Annotated in this window: 12 protein-coding genes; 6 read left to right on the top strand and 6 right to left on the bottom strand. The window is 66.1% G+C overall.

Annotation, left to right across the window (positions count from 1 at the left end):
* Window positions 1-188: 188 nt before the first annotated feature.
* Complete coding sequence (gene yghU, locus LDJ84_RS18120; protein WP_024765863.1) at window positions 189-1,025, top strand: glutathione-dependent disulfide-bond oxidoreductase; 837 nt, start codon at window positions 189-191, stop codon at window positions 1,023-1,025.
* Window positions 1,026-1,260: 235 nt separating this feature from the next.
* Here yghU and ycaC read toward each other — a convergent pair whose 3' ends face one another.
* Window positions 1,261-1,890 (bottom strand): isochorismate family cysteine hydrolase YcaC, encoded by a 630-nt coding sequence (gene ycaC, locus LDJ84_RS18125; RefSeq protein ID WP_024765864.1) that lies wholly within the window; start codon window positions 1,888-1,890, stop codon window positions 1,261-1,263.
* 188 nt (window positions 1,891-2,078) lie between these two features.
* Window positions 2,079-2,489 carry a helix-turn-helix domain-containing protein gene (locus LDJ84_RS18130; protein ID WP_024765865.1) on the bottom strand — a complete coding sequence of 137 codons (411 nt, stop codon included), beginning with the start codon at window positions 2,487-2,489 and terminating at the stop codon, window positions 2,079-2,081.
* Between the two features lie 465 nt (window positions 2,490-2,954).
* Between LDJ84_RS18130 and LDJ84_RS18135 the strand changes: the two genes are divergently transcribed.
* The 5 genes from LDJ84_RS18135 (at window position 2,955) to LDJ84_RS18155 (ending at window position 12,808) form a co-directional block, all read left to right on the top strand.
* Complete coding sequence (locus LDJ84_RS18135) at window positions 2,955-5,741, top strand: ATP-binding protein (protein WP_226045179.1); 2,787 nt, start codon at window positions 2,955-2,957, stop codon at window positions 5,739-5,741.
* 285 nt (window positions 5,742-6,026) lie between these two features.
* Window positions 6,027-7,700 (top strand): arylsulfatase, encoded by a 1,674-nt coding sequence (locus tag LDJ84_RS18140; RefSeq protein WP_226045180.1) that lies wholly within the window; start codon window positions 6,027-6,029, stop codon window positions 7,698-7,700.
* 253 nt (window positions 7,701-7,953) lie between these two features.
* Window positions 7,954-9,006, top strand: coding sequence for an AraC family transcriptional regulator (locus LDJ84_RS18145; RefSeq protein WP_037014229.1), 1,053 nt, complete (start codon window positions 7,954-7,956; stop codon window positions 9,004-9,006).
* Window positions 9,007-9,159: 153 nt separating this feature from the next.
* Window positions 9,160-11,487 (top strand): TonB-dependent receptor, encoded by a 2,328-nt coding sequence (locus tag LDJ84_RS18150; RefSeq protein ID WP_318784708.1) that lies wholly within the window; start codon window positions 9,160-9,162, stop codon window positions 11,485-11,487.
* Window positions 11,488-11,494: 7 nt separating this feature from the next.
* Window positions 11,495-12,808 carry an LLM class flavin-dependent oxidoreductase gene (locus LDJ84_RS18155; RefSeq protein WP_037007423.1) on the top strand — a complete coding sequence of 438 codons (1,314 nt, stop codon included), beginning with the start codon at window positions 11,495-11,497 and terminating at the stop codon, window positions 12,806-12,808.
* A gap of 24 nt (window positions 12,809-12,832) precedes the next feature.
* On the opposite strand, the gene LDJ84_RS18160 is transcribed toward LDJ84_RS18155, so the two are convergent.
* The 4 genes from LDJ84_RS18160 to LDJ84_RS18175 form a co-directional block, all read right to left on the bottom strand.
* Window positions 12,833-13,285: a universal stress protein gene (locus LDJ84_RS18160; RefSeq protein ID WP_226045181.1), complete on the bottom strand. Its 453-nt coding sequence runs from the start codon at window positions 13,283-13,285 to the stop codon at window positions 12,833-12,835.
* A gap of 91 nt (window positions 13,286-13,376) precedes the next feature.
* A complete protein-coding gene (locus tag LDJ84_RS18165; RefSeq protein WP_226045182.1) occupies window positions 13,377-14,417 on the bottom strand; it encodes an AraC family transcriptional regulator in 1,041 nt (346 codons plus the stop codon).
* Window positions 14,418-14,606: 189 nt separating this feature from the next.
* Window positions 14,607-15,815 (bottom strand): DSD1 family PLP-dependent enzyme, encoded by a 1,209-nt coding sequence (locus tag LDJ84_RS18170; protein ID WP_193453182.1) that lies wholly within the window; start codon window positions 15,813-15,815, stop codon window positions 14,607-14,609.
* Between the two features lie 85 nt (window positions 15,816-15,900).
* Window positions 15,901-17,295 carry a D-arabinono-1,4-lactone oxidase gene (locus tag LDJ84_RS18175; RefSeq protein ID WP_065327894.1) on the bottom strand — a complete coding sequence of 465 codons (1,395 nt, stop codon included), beginning with the start codon at window positions 17,293-17,295 and terminating at the stop codon, window positions 15,901-15,903.
* Window positions 17,296-17,307 lie beyond the last annotated feature (12 nt).

A 17,307-nucleotide genomic window follows, 5' to 3' on the forward strand; every position in this document is an offset into this window, starting at 1 on the left:
CGATTCTTTTATAATCTCAAATCATGCATCAACTTATTTTTAATATCGTTTATGCATATGCTAACAACCGCCCGAGCGAGGCGCCGCGCATTGTTCGCCCAGCAACAACAGCCCGAGAAAAACGGCTGACGCGACGCAGATCGGGCGGGTAGCATCCACGCATTCAACCCACAAGGTGAGCACTCGAGATGGCGAACGATACCTACACTCCCCCCCGCGTCTGGACCTGGGACAAGAGCAACGGCGGCGCCTTCGCCAGCATCAACCGGCCCGTCGCCGGCCCGACGCACGACAAGCAGTTGCCGCGCGGCAAGCACCCGCTGCAGCTGTATTCGCTGGCCACGCCCAACGGCGTGAAGGTCACCATCCTGCTCGAGGAGCTGCTGGAACTGGGCGTGACCGAAGCCGAGTACGACGCCTGGCCGATCAGGATCAGCGACGGCGACCAGTTCGGCAGCGGCTTCGTCGAGATCAACCCGAACTCGAAGATCCCCGCCCTGCTGGACACCAGCGTCGATCCGGAACTGCGCATCTTCGAATCCGGTTCGATCCTGGTCTACCTCGCGGAGAAGTTCGGCCACTTCCTGCCCAGGGACCTGGCCAAGCGCACCGAGACGCTGAACTGGCTGTTCTGGCAGATGGGCAGCGCGCCCTTCCTCGGCGGCGGCTTCGGCCACTTCTACGCCTACGCGCCGGAGAAGTACGAGTACCCGATCAACCGCTACGCCATGGAGGTCAAGCGCCAGCTCGACGTGCTCGACCGGCAACTGGCCGAAAACCGCTACATCGCCGGCGACGAATACAGCATTGCCGACATGGCGATCTGGCCCTGGTACGGCGCGCTGCTGAACAACCAGGTGTACGAAGCCGCCGAATTCCTCGACGTGGAAAGCTACACCCACGTGCGCCGCTGGACCGACGAAATCGCCGCCCGCCCGGCGGTGCAACGCGGGCGCCGAGTGAACCGTACCTGGGGCGATGATGCGTTGCCGGAGCGGCACAGTGCGGAGGATTTCAAGCGGTAACGGGCGGCCGCTGCCAACGGCAACGAAGCCTGCTTCTGCGGTATTCCGCTGCTCATCTGCAGTCGGATGGAGATCGTTGGCAGAATCTGCTCGTGTGCAGCCCGATGCTCTTGTAGGAGCGAGCTTGCTCGCCCCCCAGCGCCGGCCTTATCGGCGCATCGCGGAGAAGCTCCGCTCCTAAGAAAAGCAAAAGCGGAGCCTCGCTGGAGGCTCCGCTTTTTTATTGCGGGGAAGGTTATTTGCCAGCAGTCAGCGTGCTGTAGGCAGTGATCAGGTTCCGATAATCCGGAATGTGGTTGGAGCACAGCGCCGCCAGCCCTTCGATATCGTTGCGCCAGTCGCGGTGCAGCTCACAGGCCACGCCGAACCAGGTCATCAGCTGCGCACCGGCCGCTTCCATCCGGCGCCAGGCCGCGTCGCGGGTCATCTCGTTGAAGGTGCCGGAGGCATCCGCCACCACGAACACGTCAAAGCCTTCCGCCAGGGCCGACAGCGCCGGGAACGCCACGCAGACCTCGGTCACCACGCCGGCGATGATCAGTTGCTTCTTGCCGGTGGCCTTCACTGCTTTCACGAAGTCCTCGTTGTCCCAGGCGTTGATCTGGCCAGGGCGGGCAATGTACGGCGCATCGGGGAACTGCGCTTTCAGCTCGGGAACCAGCGGACCGTTAGGACCGGTTTCGAAGCTGGTGGTGAGGATGGTCGGCAGGTTGAAGAACTTCGCCAGGTCGCCCAGCGCCAGCACGTTGTTCTTGAACTTGTCCGGATCGATATCGCGGACCAGCGAGAGCAGACCGGCCTGGTGGTCGACCAGCAGGACGGCGGCGTTGTCTTTGTCCAGGCGGTTGTAGGTAGCGTTGGTCATGGTGAAATCCTCGATTTGCTTTCAGTGGGTGCCGGCGCTGCCGGAAAGGGTTTGGACTCGTTTTGCAGTGCGTCACTGCATGGAACAAAGATTAATTTCGACACCATTGATCCACTAGACGGCAAAAATTGCCTCTAGCGTTCCATTTACAGAACGACAAACACATGGAGCACCGCTGGGCGCTCGGGCTAGCCCGCGTGCCGCCAGGTCGAACGGTGTTCCTCATGGAAGAACTGGCGCTGCCAGCTCAAGGGCGTAACGCCTTCGATGCGGTAGAAAATCCGGCAGAAATGCGCCTGGTCGCAGAAGCCACACTGCAGGCCGATCTCCGCCAGCGGGAAGGACGATTCGCGCATCAGTTGCTTGGCCTTCTCCACCCGCAGGATGCGCATCCACGCCTGGGGCGAGTGACCCGTGGCGACCTTGAACTTGCGGGTGAAATCGCTGCGCGACAGGGCGCAGGCGGCGGCCAGGTCGCTCACCGCGATGCCGCTGTCCAGATGCTTGAGCAGCAAGGCCTGGGCGCGCTCGCGCTGCCAGGGCGCAAGATCACGCTTTGGCGCGTCCACTGGCATCTGGCCGATCAGTCTCTGAAGCATGCTGGTCCCTCCCCTGCGGTCTGCTGGCCATTTTTTGTGGGCGAAGGGGTGGCGGCGAGTTAAAGCTGGTTAAACGGCATTAACCCGAGGGAGAGAAAAGGCGGCGGACCGAAGACCGGGAAGCGGATTTTCCATTGCCCGCGTCGTCACTTGCGATCATCGCGACAGCTCCCGACTGACACCCGCCAAGCCTTGCCCTGCCAGGCCTGCGAGGCAGAGCAGCCAGCAGCGCAGGACACCCGAAAGGCAATGTCGAGGTGAACGCGGCGTTAATCGTTATTAGGCAAAATGTCCGGATCAGGCTCGCCGACACAGGATGGCCCAACGCCGAGCCGTCGTTTACCCTGAGTGTCATTCACAAAAAGAATGGCCAATCGACCGCAGAGTCGATGGACCTGCGCCACCAGGGCCAGCACCTGGGCCGGCGCGAAACCTGCCCCAGCGTGCGAAAGCGACGACCAGACGATGACTCCCGAGCCCGTGGCGACGGTCGAAACCGTGCTTCATTTCGGCCCCTACCAGATATTCCCCACCTCACGCATGATCCTCGAGGCCGGCCGTCCGCTGCGCCTGGGCCAGCGTGCACTGGACATCCTTTTGGCGCTGCTGGAGCGCGCCGGCCAGGTGGTGAGCAAGGGCGAACTGCTGGCCCGCGCCTGGCCCGGCCAGGACATCGACGAAGGCAACCTGCGGGTGCACATGGCCGCCCTGCGCAAAGCCCTGGGCGATGGCCAGAATGGCCGGCGCTTCATCGTCACGGTGGCATTGCGTGGCTACAGCTTCGTCGAGCCGCTGACCGCTTCGACGCAATCCACGCCGGCCCAAGACCCGGGGGCCGCGGCGAACCACAATCTGCCGCCGCGGCGCAATCGCCTGCTGGGGCGCGAGACGGAGCTGGAGCGCCTGGTTGCCGAACTGCCGCAACGCCGCTGCATCAGCCTGGTGGGCAGCGGCGGCATCGGCAAGACCAGCCTCGCCCTGCAGGCCGCCGAGCGTTTCATCGGCCAGTACCGCCACGGCATCCGCATGCTCGACCTGACCCCGTTGCAGGACGCCCGGCCGTTGAACAGCACCCTCGCCAGTGCCCTGGGCATTCCGGGACTGGCAGGCGAATCGTTGGAACAGATCTGCACCCAGGTCGCCGACCGGCAGATGCTGCTGCTCATCGACAACTGCGAGCATCTGATCGAAGCCGCCGCGCATCTGGTGGAGTGCCTGCTGCGCCATGCGCCGCAGATGCATATCCTCGCCACCAGCCGCGAAAGCCTGCGCGCCACCGGCGAGCACATCCAGCCGCTGCGGCCGCTGGCTTGCCCGCCAGCACGGCTCGGCAGCATCGAGGACGCCCTCGCCTACCCGGCAGTGGCGCTGCTCATCGAGCGGGCGAAGGAGACCCACGAGGAGTTCGAATTCCGCCCCGAGGACCTGCCGCGGGTCGGCGAAATCTGCCGCCGCCTGGAGGGCATTCCGCTGGCGCTGGAACTCGCCGCCGGGCACCTGGGCCAGGCCGACGGCAGCATCGATGCGTTGTTGCAGGGTGGCTACCTCGACCTGCCGCTGCAATCCGATCGCCACCAACACCTGCGCGCGATGCTCGACTGGAGTTACGCGCTGCTGCGTCCCGCGGAGCAATCCTGCCTGCGGCGCCTCAGCGTCTTTCGCGGCAGCTTCACGCTGGACTCCGTCGCCGCGGCCCTCGGCCAACCGGCGGACCTGGGCACGGCCTTCCTGCTGGTGAATCACCTGACGGCCAAGTCGCTACTGAGCACCGAGGTTCGCGGCGACGAAGTCACCTACCGACTGCTCGAACCAACCCGTCTTTACGCGCTGGAAAAACTCGAGGCCACCGGCGAACTCCACGAAGCCCGGGAGCGTCATCTGGAACTCTGCGAGCGCGCGATGCAGGCCGCGCAGGATGAGTGGGAACGGTCGGCGTCCCAGGGCTGGCTGCAACGCCACGCGCCATGGCTCGCCGATGTTCGCGCCGCGCTCGACTGGGGCCTGCACGCCGAGGTCCGGCACACCCTGGCGATCCATCTCGCGGCCTGTTCGTCACCGCTGTGGCAGGAGCTGTCGCTGCTGCACGAGTACGGCCCCTACGTGAGCGCCGCACTGGGCCTGCTCGGCGCACAATCCGCTTCATCGCTGGAGCTGGCCATGCGCCTGGAGCTGGCGTTGGGCAACACCACCTATCACGACGTGCGCAACAGTCAGGCGAACGAGGCCTTCCAGAACGCGCGGTTCCTCGCCCAGCAGATCGGTGACCGCCCTGGCGAGCTCACCGCGCTGTCGGGTGGCCTGGCGGTGCTGCTGTGGGCCGGCCAGTACCAGTTGGCGGCCGAGCATAGCCAGCACTTCGACCGCCTGAGCAGTGGCCAGGGCGAGATACTCGCCACCAGCGCACTGCGCCTGAAGGTACTGGCGCTGCATTACTCGGGGAATCAGGTACTGGCCCAGTCCGTCGGCGACGACGTACTTGAGCGCCTGGAACAACAGCGGCAGGCGAACCGCTTCGCTCCGTGCCTGGGCGTGCAATACGACCAGCAGGTCGCTTCCCTGGCCACCCAGGCTCGCACGCTCTGGCTGCGCGGCCTGCCGGAACAGGCGGAGCGTATGGCAGCGCAGGCCATCGAACTGGCCTGCAAAATCGACCACAGCGCCTCCATCGCCTACAGCCTCGCTGCGGCCGGTTGCGTCATCGCTTTCTATAACGGCGAACTCGACAAGGCTCGTCAACGCGTGCGGCAGATGGTCGAGGTCGCCGAGCGCCACCGCGTTCCGCTGTTCACCGACTGGGCGCGGCACTATGCCTGGGCCATGCGCTTCGAGGACTCACCCGGCGCCCCCGCGGTCGGCCTGGTGCGCGACATCGTGCAAACCCTCGGCGGCCGTCCCCTGCCCGCAGACCCGGCCCAGTTGATGCGCGCAAGAACCGGCGCCGCAGGCTGGTGTGCGCCGGAAATCCTGCGCAATGAAGCCGTTGCCCTGCTCGAGCGCGACGACCGCGAATCCCTGCTCGACGCGGAAACCCTGCTGACCCGCGCCCTGGCACTGGCCCAGGAACAAGGTGCGCTGGCCTGGGAACTGCGCTCGGCCACCTGCCTGGCGGGGCTGTGGCACACGCAGGGCCGATCAGAAGCCGCGCGGCAACTGCTGCAGCCGGTCTACCGTCGCTTCACCGAAGGCTTCGACTCGCCCGATCAGCAACGGGCGCGGCGCTGCCTCGAGCTGTGTGACTCCGCCGGCAACTGACTGATCCCCCTTCCCAAGCCCGGCGACCCGGAAAGCCGCCTGTGCGGGCAGTCATGTTCGATGCCGATAAGGCATGAAAAGTATTCGCCGAAGGCAATGGCGCGTTCTCACAAGGGCGTCCTTAATGGGCGCTCTTATCGCTTGAAGGCATCGATATCTTCCTGGATATGCCGGAAAAGGAGCATCCCCAGGCTGCACTCAAGCCAGGGAAAACAGGCTGCGAAGCGCCCATCGCGCGCAGCTGCCAGCCCTCACGATGCACCGCACCACCTGCCTGAGACGACCATGAGCAAACGCCCGAACTTCCTGCTGATCGTTGCCGACGACCTGGGTTTCTCCGACCTTGGCGCCTTCGGCGGCGAGATCGACACACCGAACCTCGATGCCCTGGCCACGGCTGGCCTGCGTCTCACCGATTTCCATGCAGCGTCTGCCTGCTCGCCGACCCGCGCCATGCTGTTGACCGGCACCGACCATCATCTCGCCGGCATCGGAGCGATGGCCGAATTCAGCGACGAGACCATCCGCCGCAACCCCGGCTACGAAGGCCACCTCAACCGGCGCGTGGTAACCCTCGCCGAGCTGTTGCGCGACGCCGGCTACCACACGCTGATCTCCGGCAAATGGCATCTGGGCCGTACGGCGGAGACCTCGGCGGCGGCACGCGGTTTCGAGCGTTCGTTCATCCTGGAAGGGGCCGCACACAACCACTACGGCTGGTCGCCCGACGTGGTGCCACACAAGATGCCGCGCCTGCTGCATGCGGTGGAAGGCACTTACCGCGATGGCCTCGACCCGGTAAGCGAACTGCCGAAGGATTTCTATTCCTCCGATGCCTTCACCGACCGCCTGCTCGACTACCTGGACGAGCGCCCGACGGACGATGGACGGCCCTTCTTCGCCTACCTGCCCTTTTCCGCCCCGCACTTCCCATTACAGGCGCCGGACGAGCTGATCAGCAAGTACAAGGGGCGCTATGACGGCGGTCCCGATGTGCTGCGCGAACAGCGTCTGGCGCGGCTGAAGGAGCTGGGGTTGATCGCCGAAGACGTTGAAGCCCACCCGGTAGTAGCCGACACACCGAACTGGCACGAACTGGATGACGCAGGCAGGCAACAGTCGGCCCGCGCCATGGAGGTCTATGCCGCCATGGTCGATCGCCTGGACTGGAACGTCGGCCGGGTCATCGAGCACCTGCGCACCAGCGGCGAACTGGACAACACAGTGATCGTGTTCCTCTCCGACAACGGCGCCGAAGGTGCAGCGCTCGAAGCCCTGCCCATCGTCGGCAAGCGCGCCCAGCGCTTCATCGCCAAGCATTACGACAATCGCCTGGAGAACGTGGGCCGCGCCAACTCCTATGTCTGGTATGGTCCACGCTGGGCCCAGGCGGCCACCGCCCCCTCGCGCCAATTCAAACTCTTCACCAGTCAGGGCGGCATCCGCGTTCCAGCCTTCATCACCTGGCCCGGGCTGCATCTGCAGGGAACCATCAGCCATGCCTTCGCCACGGTGATGGACATCGTGCCGACCCTCCTGGAACTGGCCGACACGCGCCATCCGGGCCCCCACTACCAGGGCCGCGAGGTGTTGCCGATCCGTGGCCGTTCGCTGCTGGCGTACCTTCAGGGACAAGAAACCGAGCCGCACGCGCAGGACGAAACCACCGGCTGGGAGCTGTTCCGCGCTCGTGCCATCCGCCAGGGCCGCTGGAAGGCGCTGTATATTCCCAAGCCTGACGGTCCGGGGCGCTGGCAGCTCTACGACCTCGCGCGCGATCCGGGGGAGATCCACGACCTTGCCCGGCAGGAGCCGGAACGCCTGCGCGCTCTGGTGGAGCAATGGCAGCGCTATGTCGACGAAACCGGTGTGCTCGACTTCAGCTTCGCCGGCCGCCTGTTCCGCGAGCTGGCGCGTGGTCTGCTGCGCGTCTTCACGCGACAGCCAAGAACATTGTGAGCACCGGCGATACCGGCGGTTTTCCGGGACCACGGCGCACGCCCCTGCACCGCAACCCGCCAGGCATATTTTCCATGCTGAAAACGCATCGTCGTGGTCACAACCCGCAACGGGCTCCACTTAGGAATTTCAGTTATTTAAATAATAAAAATAATTCCTTCATGAGCTAAAAAATGCTTGCCATCATGGCGCTCCCTCCGTCGCAAACGACTGTCGCAGAGCGGCGCGGGCCTTTACCCAGGGAGTAGCGCACATGCATGCCGACACCATAGCCACCTGGGCCCAGGTCATCGCCCGCGCCTTGCAGGCCCACGGACACGATCCCAGACCCCTGCTGCGCACCGCCGGCATCGACCCGGCACAGTTGCAGGACGCCAACCTTCGCATTCCGCTCGAGCGCATGAGCGCCCTGTGGCGCGCCGTGGAGCGCACCACCGGCGATCCGGCGTTCGGCCTTGAAGTCGCCGCGCACAGCCTGCCCACGGACTTCCATGGCCTGCTGTTCGCCCTGCAAAGCAGCGCCACCGTCGGCGAAGCGCTGGAGCGCGTGGTGCGCTTTTCCCCCGTGGTGAGCACGTCCGGCCAGGTCAGCCTGGAGCGCGGCGACGGAGTCTGCCGCCTGATCTACCGGCGCATCCCCCGCGCACAGGTCGAGCAGATGGCCACCGAGGCACTGCTCGCTTCCGGACTGCGGCATGCCACGCCGATCTGGGGCCTGGGCGTGGTGCGTTGCGTACACCTGGCGCGGCCCCGCCCCATCGACGCCGACGCCTGGGAAGCGCGTTTCGGCCAGCGCCTGGTCTTCGATGCTGCACACAACGCCGTAGACTACGACCCGGCGCTACTGGAAATCCCGTTGCGCAGCGGGAACCGCGAGCTGGCGCAGATCCTCGATGGCAGCCTCAACAGCTACCTCAAGCGCCTGTCCGGCCACGACCTGCCCGAGCAGGTCCGCCAATCCATCGTGCGCCAACTGCCCAGCGGCGAAGTCCAGCAGGGGCTGGTCGCCGAGGAACTGGGCATGAGCACGCGCAACCTGCATCGCCACCTGCTGCGTCATGCCACCAGTTTTACCGAGCTCCTGGAGGAAACACGCCGTGAACTGGCGTTCGCGCACCTGCGCCAGCCTCATTGCTCGGTCAACGAAGTCTGCTACCGGCTGGGCTTCAACGAGCCCAGCAGCTTCAACCGTGCATTCCGCCGCTGGACCGGCCAGAGCCCGGGGCAATGGCGCCAGGGCGAACTGGGCCTGGCCGAGTCACCGGCCGCCGTCCGGCCAACCGGCGGCTTCGCCCTGGCGTTGTGAGACCGGTATCTGTCTGCGGCGGACCATGGATTGTCCGCCAAAGCCCATCGTCTTCGAGTGAGCTTGCCTAGCATCGGCGACCAGAGGGGTGACCAGCCCCCGCTCCGCCGACTTCCAGCCGTGCGTGCCACGGCCCTGCTGCAAGGACAAGCCATGCATAGACTCCCTTCGCGCGCCAGCCGCACCGGCCTGGCGCTGCACCCACTGACCCTGGCGCTGCTGCTGGCCGCTGGCAATGCCGCCGCCGATGGGCAGAGCGCCGTCGGCAACGACGGCCAAGCCGTTACCGATGCCCTGCAGACGGTCACCGTGACCGCCCGCCGCCGCGAGGAGAACGCCCAGGACGTGCCGACGCCGATCACCACGCTCAGCGGCGACACCCTCGACAAGCAGCGCATCTACAAGATCCAGGACCTGCAGCAGGCATTGCCCAGCGTGAACGTCGCCTATATCCACGCGCGCCAGTCGAGCCTGGCCGTGCGCGGTATCGGCAACAACCCGGCCAGCGACGGCCTGGAAGGCTCCGCCGGGATCTACCTGGACAACGTCTACCTCGGCCGCCCCGGCATGGCGGTGTTCGACCTGATGGACATCGAACAACTCGACCTGCTGCGTGGTCCGCAAGGAACCCTGTTCGGCAAGAACACCACCGCCGGTGTACTGAACATCACCACGCGCAAACCGACCTTCACCCCCGAAAGCAGTATCGAAACCTCCGGCGGCGAGAACGGCTACTTCCAGGGCAAGGGCAGTTTCTCCGGCCCGCTGACGGAGACCCTGGCCGGGCGCCTGTCGCTCTACCGCACCCGCGACGATGGCTACCTGAAAAACCTTGCCGACGGCCGCACCCTCCTGGGCGGCGAGCGCGAAGGCGTACGCGGCCAGTTGCTGTTCCAGCCCAACGATGATTTCAGCCTGCGCTGGATCAACGAATACAACAGCGAGAACTCCAGCCAGGGCAGCGGCGTGATCTACGGCGGCTCCAGTCAGTTCTGGCGCCGCGCAGCCCTGGTGGGCGCCCATCCGGTGGAGGGCAAATCCAACATCGACGGCCGGCAGAACGTCAGCGTCCACCAGAACGCCAGCTCGGTGGAAGCCAACTGGAACCTCGACGGCGGCTACAAGCTGACCTCCATCAGCGCCTATCGCTATTGGCACTTCAACCCGGCCAACGATTCGGACGAGTTGGACGTGCCGGTAATCCGCGACCTGGGTTACGAAATCCACGACCGCCAGTTCTCCCAGGAAATCCGCCTGGCCTCGCCCACCGGCGGTGCCTTCGACTACGTGGTGGGCGCGTACGCCTTCCGCCAGAGCCTGAACAACCGCTATTTCGTCGACCTCGGCCCGCTGGCCGACCTCAACCTGATCGGCGCCAACCTCAATGCGCTGAACAACGTCAGCAGCACCAGCAAGGGCTGGATCGACACCGACAGTTTCGCCCTGTTCTCCCAGGGCACCTGGCACCTGAGCGACAAGCTGGACTTCACCCTCGGCCTGCGCGGCACCTATGAAGAGAAGCAGGCGCAGGTCGAGCGCTCCGCCCCCGTGGGCGGCGCTCCGGTCGGCGGCCTGCCGGCGGCGATCCGCGCCAGCCAGGCCGGCGCCTACGACTCCGGCGACCTCAGCCTGCACAACGCCGCGCCCTCGGCACTGCTCAGCCTGAGCTACAAGTTCGACGACAATCTGCTGGGCTACGCCTCGTTGTCCCACGGCGAAAAGTCCGGCGGGGTGAACCTCACCGTCGGCAGTGCGCCCAGCGCTGGTGCCGACTCCCTGCTGGTCGGTCCCGAGCGCGCCAACGATGCGGAACTGGGGATCAAGAGCACGCTCTTCGACCGTCGCCTGCAGCTCAACGCCAACCTGTTCTGGACCGGCATCACCGGCTACCAGGCCACCACCTACTACCAGCCCGCCGGCTCGCTGACCGGCTACCAGGTACTGGCCAACGCCGGCGACCTGCGTTCGCGCGGCCTGGAGTTCGAAGCCACCGCGCTGCCGCTGCGAGGCCTGACCGTGAACTTCAACGGCTCGTTCAACGATGTCACCTATCTGTCGTTCAAGGACGCCCCCTGCCCGGCCGAAGTCAGCAGCCAGCCCGGCGCGCCGGCCACCTGCGATCTCTCCGGCGAGCGGGTGATGGGCGCGTCGCGCTGGATCGCCAACCTCAACGGCGAATACAAGTGGCAACTGGACAACCGCTTCGAGCCCTATGTCACCGCGAGCTACGCCTACCGCTCCGAGGCCGAGGGCACGCTGGACAACTCCAACCTGTCGAAGATCCCCGGCTATGGCCTGGCCAACTTCTCGGTGGGCCTGCGCCACGAAGTCGGCGACGGGCTGCTGGACGCCTCCCTGTGGGTGAAGAACGCCTTCGACAAGGAGTACTACCAGGCAGTAATCGCTTCCTCCAACGGCCTGTACGTGGGCTATCCCGGCCAGCCGCGCGTGACCGGCGTGACCCTGCGCTACGACTTCTGAGGTACATATGAGCCAGACACAGATCAGCCTCGGCGCCTTCCTGATGGGCAGCGGTCACCACCTGGCCGCCTGGCGCCACCCGCTGGCACCCGCCGGCGCCCTGGACTTCGCACACTTCCGCCGCCTGGCGCAGACCGCCGAACGCGGCCTGTTCGACGCGATCTTCTTCGCCGACAACCTCGCCCTGCTCGGCAGCAATGAACTGGCCGCGCACACCACCCTCGGCGAGGTATTCGATCCACTGATGCTCCTCGCTTCGCTGGCCTCGGTGACCGAGCGCATTGGCCTGATTTCCACCGTCTCCACCAGCTACAACGATCCCTACCTGCTGGCGCGCCGCTTCGCCTCGCTCGATCACCTGTCCGGCGGCCGTGCCGGCTGGAACCTGGTGACCTCGGCGACGGACCAGGAAGCACAGAACTTCGGCCTGGAGCAGCATTTCGACCACGCCGACCGCTACGCCCGCGCCGAGGAGTTCATCGATGTGGCCCGCGGCCTGTGGGACAGCTTCGCCGACGACGCCTTCCGCCGCGACAAGCTCAGCGGCCGCTACTTCGACCCGGAGCAACTGCGCACCCTCGCCCATCATGGCGACTACTACCGCGTGCGCGGCCCGCTGAACCAGCCGCGCTCGCCGCAGGGCCACCCGGTGCTGGTACAGGCGGGCTCGTCGGAACCGGGCAAGGCCCTGGCCGCGCGCACCGCCGAGGTGGTGTTCACCGCCCAGCAGACGCTGGAGGATGCACGCGCCTTCTACAGCGATCTGAAGGGGCGTCTGGCCGGGTACGGACGCGAAGCCCACGAACTGAAGATCATGCCGGGAATCTCCCCGGTGATCGGACGGACGCAGAGCGAAGCCGAAGACCTCCACGCCGAGCTGCAGGGGCTGATAGAACCGCAGCTGGGGCTCGCCCTGCTCTCAGGCATGGCCGGCGGGCTGGACCTGTCCCGTTTCCCGCTGGATGGCCCGCTGCCGGAGCTACCACCCAGCAATGCGATGAAGAGCCGGCAGGCGCTGTTCGTCGAATTGGCGCGCCGGGAAAAGCTGACGTTGCGCCAGCTCTACCTGCGGGCAGCCGGGGCACGCGGGCACTGCACGCTGGTCGGCGACCCCAAGCAGATCGCCGACCATCTGGAAGCCTGGTTCAGCGCCGGCGCCGCCGACGGCTTCAACATCATGCCGCCACTGTTGCCCAATGGCCTGGACAGCTTCGTGGAACTGGTGGTGCCGGAGTTGCAGAAGCGCGGGCTGTACCGTCGCGAATACCGCGGTAGCACGTTGCGCGAACACCTCGGGCTGCAGCGGCCGGAGCGTCGATAGGCCAGCCACCGCGCCAGCGGTTCACTACAGGTCGCGCACCAGCAGCACCGGTCGCTGGCTCGATTGCAGCACGCCTTCGGCCACGCTGCCCAGCATCAGCCGGCGCACGCCGCGGCGGCTGTGGGTGCCCATGACGATGGCGTCGGCCTTGACGGCGTCGGCCTCGCGTTCGATGCGATCGGCCACTTCCTCACCGGCGGTTTCCATGCTGACCCGCTGGTAAGTGGCCGGCACGGCGTATTCGGCCACCACGTCCCGCGCCTTGCTCAGGATATCGTCGGCGGCCTTGAGTGCGGCGGCTTGCAGGGCCTCGGCGTCGTAATACTCGGCGTAGTAAGGCAGATGGCCGAGCGGGCGATCGACGATGGTGATGACATGCAGTTCACCACCGCTCATGCGGACCAGCCTTGCGCCTTCGGCCAGGGCCTTGAGGGAAACGGGGCTGCCGTCGACGGCAGCCAGTACGTGCTCGTACATGCTGTGCTCCTCGTTGAATGGGCACTACGACCTTAACCGCACAGGCCGGCAGCACCCTTGTGCCGCGTCAATGTAATCGCCCAGCGGTGCTTCAGTGCGCCGGCATCGCCTCGTCGCGGCAGGCGGACGGGCTCTGCCCGGTCCAGCGCTTGAAGGCCCGGCGGAAGCCGCGCACATCACTGTAGCCGAGCGCCTCGGCGATGCGCTCGATGGGCATCTCCGGGTTGTTCAGCAGGCTCATGGCGCGTGCGTGGCGCACCTGTTCCTGCAGGGCGTCGAAGCTCATCCCGTGCTCGCTCAGGCGGCGACGCAAGGTACGGCTGCTCATGTTCAGCTCGCCTGCAACCTTGTCGATGGGGCTGCCGTTGGCCAGGTCGCGAGCGATGGCACGCTCCACCGTTTCCAGCAGGCCGGTCTTCTGCTGCACCTGGGCGTACTCCCCCTCCAGCAGGTTGAGCGCCTGGCGCAGCGCGACCGGGTGGTGGCTGGGCAGTTGCACATCCAGCCAGTGGCTGGCGATGACCACCCGGTTGTGCAGGCAACCGAATTGCAGGTTCGGCCCGAGCAGCCGGCGGTACTCGGCCTCATAGACCGGTGCGGCATGGGTGAACTCGAAACGCAGGGGCTGAAACTGGGGCCCGATCAGCGTGCGGTTGTAGACCAGCAGGCTGGCGAAGAACTCTTCCACGGCGAACACCTGGATGTCGGCGTAGGGCAACCGGCATTCGACTTCGATGAAGCTTTCCTCGGGCCCCTCGATCAGGTTGCACAGCGCAATGCCGCCAGTGGTGTGCTGGAAGCGCCGGCCCACCTCGAAGGCGTCGCGCAGGGTCTTGCAGAGGGACAGTACGTGGCCAAGCAGGCCGAGTGTGCCCAGCACGTTGTGATGGCCGACCCAGAGCCCCAGGCCACGCTCGGGCAGCGCCGCGAGGGCTCGCTGGATCATCGCCACCGTCTGCCGGTAGGTGACGCGCTGCGCCGGGTCCTGCAGCTCCTCGGCGGTAAAGCCGAGCCCGCGGCACAGGCGTTCGCTGCTCACTCCCTGGTCACTGGCGACTTCGGCGAGGGTCTGCAGCAGGAAAGGTGAAACCAGGGCCAGGTCGAATTGCGCGTCGATGCTTGTGCTGGGCATGTAGGCTGCTCTCGAGCGGGGGCGCCGGCGATTCTTGTCATGTGGGCGGCGCAGGATGGCCGCATCATAACGCTTTCGCAGGCTCGCCAAGAGCGGGCGTAACAGAATATTGCAGACGACCTCGCGCAATGCCCCGCTGGCGCGGGCGGACGGCTCCATGCCGCCCGCCCAACGCCAACGCTGCGCCGCTCAGCTGTAGACCGGCCAGTGCTCGACGATGCGCCCCCCGCGTATCGCCAGCAGGTCGTCGAACTGCAGCAGGATCGACTCGGACTGGGTCGGGCGCAGGAACATCTGGTCGTCCACTTTCAGGTTCACGGCGCTGGAGCCGTTGACCATCTCCTGGTTCGAGCTGCGCCCGTAAAGGCCGTTGAACTGCAACCCCCTGGGCGACTCGGGTTCGGCCATCCAGTTGCCGCCGTAGACGAAGAAGGTCTCGCGCTGGTTGGCATCCCACCAGGAGAACAGTGCCGACTTGTCGTCCAGTGCCGGAATCCGCACCGGGCCGGTGCTCTTGAGGACTGGCGTGGCGATGAAGGCAGCCGGCTGGTGGTCCACCAGCGACGGCAGGTCGTAGTGGGTCGGCTTGACCAGCGCCGAACCCACCGACACTTCGGTGCTGGTGCGTTCGTTCTCGTGCATCCTGTAGCTCGGGCTGCCGGCGGTATTGAGCGTCAGCTCCGGCTTCCACAGAGGCGCATGGCGGGTGCGGGCGTAGTCGACGAAGCCGTCGTAGAGCGTCATGACCTTGGCGAAAAGCTCCTCGGAGGAGCCCAGCACCTCGGGCACGCCCATGCCGACGAAGGGGTCGTAGCCCATGAACCCGGCAAACTCCAGGTGCTGCGGGTTGGCGCCGATGATCGTGAGCATCCTGTCCAGCGTCGCGTGGTCCGCTACACCGCCACGGTGCAGGCCGACGTCCAGTTCGATGTTGATCCGCAGGCGGGTGTTGCGCCCTTGCGCTAGCGCCAGGTACTGCTGCAGCCGCTCGGGGGTGTCGAGCAGCCATTGCAGCTGCTTCGTCGGGTCGAACGGGCCGCGAAGTTCCTCGTAGAACTGCTGTGCCGAGCCGACCGGCAGTGGCTTGCCCAGCAGCAGGTCGGCATCGGGAAAGCGCTCGGCATCGTGATTGAGGAACGGCTGGTGGAACGACATCATCCGCCGAGTGCCGGCGCGCTGGGCGATGTAGTCGAGCAACTGCGGCGACGGCAGGGACTTCTCCACCACGCGCAGGTGCTTGCCGGTGCGCGCCACCGACTGCATCACCACGTCGACGTTGTGGTCCAGGCGGTCGAGGTCGATCAGCATCACCGGGCGCATCGGCCCGTGCTCGCGCAGTTCGCGGTTCAGCCGGGCGAAGTAGTCGTCGTATGGCACGCCGTGGTCGGACGGTCGCAGCCAGGCACCGGCGCCGACGAGCAGAACACCTGCCCCGGCCGCACCGACGATGAAATGGCGTCGTTTCATGGGTTGTTCTTCCTTGTCAGGCCACGCCCAGGATCGATGACAGGTGGGCATTGAGGAACTTGCCCTGCGGGTCCAGCTCGCGGCGCACTTCGGTGAACTCTTTCCAGCGCGGGTACAGCGGTTGCAGCGTGCGCGCGTTGAGCGTGTGCAGCTTGCCCCAGTGCGGCCGGCCGGCGTACTTCCAGAAGATCGGTTCGATGGCGGCGAAGAAGTTGTGGTGGTCCATGCTGTAGTGCTGGTGCACGGAGATGGAGCAGCTGTCGCGGCCTTCGAACATGCTCAGCGGAATGTCGTCGGCCTTCACGTAGCGGTATTCGATGGGGAACCAGGTGCGCAGGTCCTTGTCGTTGATCTTCTTCAGAATCTCGCGCAGGCAGGCCGGCCCGTGTTCCGCCGGGACCGAATATTCCATCTCGTTGAAGCGCACGTTGCGCACGTTGGCGTAGATGTCGTAGGAGTCGCCGACGCGGTCGTCGAAGCTGGCGACATGGCGCAGGCTGTTGAGCAGGAAGCGCCGCGCGGCGGGGAAGTCGCTGCCGTACTTGTCGAGGTTCTCGATGATGCTGACGAACTGGTTGCCGCCCTCCTCGGCCGGGTCCAGCGGCGGCGTGGCCGGGTCGGTGGTCTCGTTCAAGGCGATGGACAGCGCATAGTCGGAATGGGTCATGACCTGCATTTCCCAGTGCTGGTTCTCGCGGGTGTTCTTTTCCACGTCCTCCAGCAATTCCTCGGTGCTGGCCACCCACTGCCGCTCGCGCAGGCGATAGGCCTGGCGGTTCTGCAGGCGCACGCGGGTGGCGATGCCAAAGGCGCCGAGGGATACCCGCGCGGCGTTGAACACCTCGGGGTGGCGCTGGGCATCGCAGTCCAGCACCTCGCCGCTGGCGGTCACCAGTTGCAAGCCGGTGACGCGCGAGGAATAGGAGCCGAAGCCGACTCCGGTGCCGTGGGTCGAGGTGGAGATCGCCCCGGCCAGGGTCTGGTAATCGATGTCCGCCATGTTCGGCAGTGCCTGGCCGACCTCCTTCAGTGCCGGCCCCATGAGCGACATCGGCGTGCCGGCCGCGAATTCCGCCTGCAATGTGTCGGCATCGTGGCCGAGCAGGCCGTTGAAGTAGGCCAGCGAGACCAGCGTGCCGTCGGTCGGCACCAGGGCGCTGAAGGAGTGCGCCGACCCCACCGGGCGCACCTTGCCCTCGGCCTGGCGGATGACCTGCACCAGCTCGTCGAGGCTCTGCGGAGCCAGGCGCGCCGCCGGCAGGCAGCTCTGCCCGCCGGACCAGTTGCGCCAGGGAATCAGCCGCGGCGCGCGGGCCAGTTCGGCGGCCAGCGGGCTGCTCGACAGCGCCGCGAACGCGCCGGCAATGCCAGCGCTGTGCAGGAGTTGGCGGCGGGTGAGATGAATAGACATGCAAGCAACCCC

Origin of the sequence: Pseudomonas sp. HS-18 (assembly GCF_020401845.1) — a bacterium.
Classification (GTDB): domain Bacteria; phylum Pseudomonadota; class Gammaproteobacteria; order Pseudomonadales; family Pseudomonadaceae; genus Pseudomonas; species Pseudomonas nitroreducens.

Coding starts and splice junctions, on each gene's coding strand:
- yghU (WP_024765863.1), top strand. CDS start 189: ATGGCGAACGATACCTACACTCCCCCCCGCGTCTGGACCTGGGACAAG.
- ycaC (WP_024765864.1), bottom strand. CDS start 1,890: ATGACCAACGCTACCTACAACCGCCTGGACAAAGACAACGCCGCCGTC.
- LDJ84_RS18130 (WP_024765865.1), bottom strand. CDS start 2,489: ATGCTTCAGAGACTGATCGGCCAGATGCCAGTGGACGCGCCAAAGCGT.
- LDJ84_RS18135 (WP_226045179.1), top strand. CDS start 2,955: ATGACTCCCGAGCCCGTGGCGACGGTCGAAACCGTGCTTCATTTCGGC.
- LDJ84_RS18140 (WP_226045180.1), top strand. CDS start 6,027: ATGAGCAAACGCCCGAACTTCCTGCTGATCGTTGCCGACGACCTGGGT.
- LDJ84_RS18145 (WP_037014229.1), top strand. CDS start 7,954: ATGCATGCCGACACCATAGCCACCTGGGCCCAGGTCATCGCCCGCGCC.
- LDJ84_RS18150 (WP_318784708.1), top strand. CDS start 9,160: ATGCATAGACTCCCTTCGCGCGCCAGCCGCACCGGCCTGGCGCTGCAC.
- LDJ84_RS18155 (WP_037007423.1), top strand. CDS start 11,495: ATGAGCCAGACACAGATCAGCCTCGGCGCCTTCCTGATGGGCAGCGGT.
- LDJ84_RS18160 (WP_226045181.1), bottom strand. CDS start 13,285: ATGTACGAGCACGTACTGGCTGCCGTCGACGGCAGCCCCGTTTCCCTC.
- LDJ84_RS18165 (WP_226045182.1), bottom strand. CDS start 14,417: ATGCCCAGCACAAGCATCGACGCGCAATTCGACCTGGCCCTGGTTTCA.
- LDJ84_RS18175 (WP_065327894.1), bottom strand. CDS start 17,295: ATGTCTATTCATCTCACCCGCCGCCAACTCCTGCACAGCGCTGGCATT.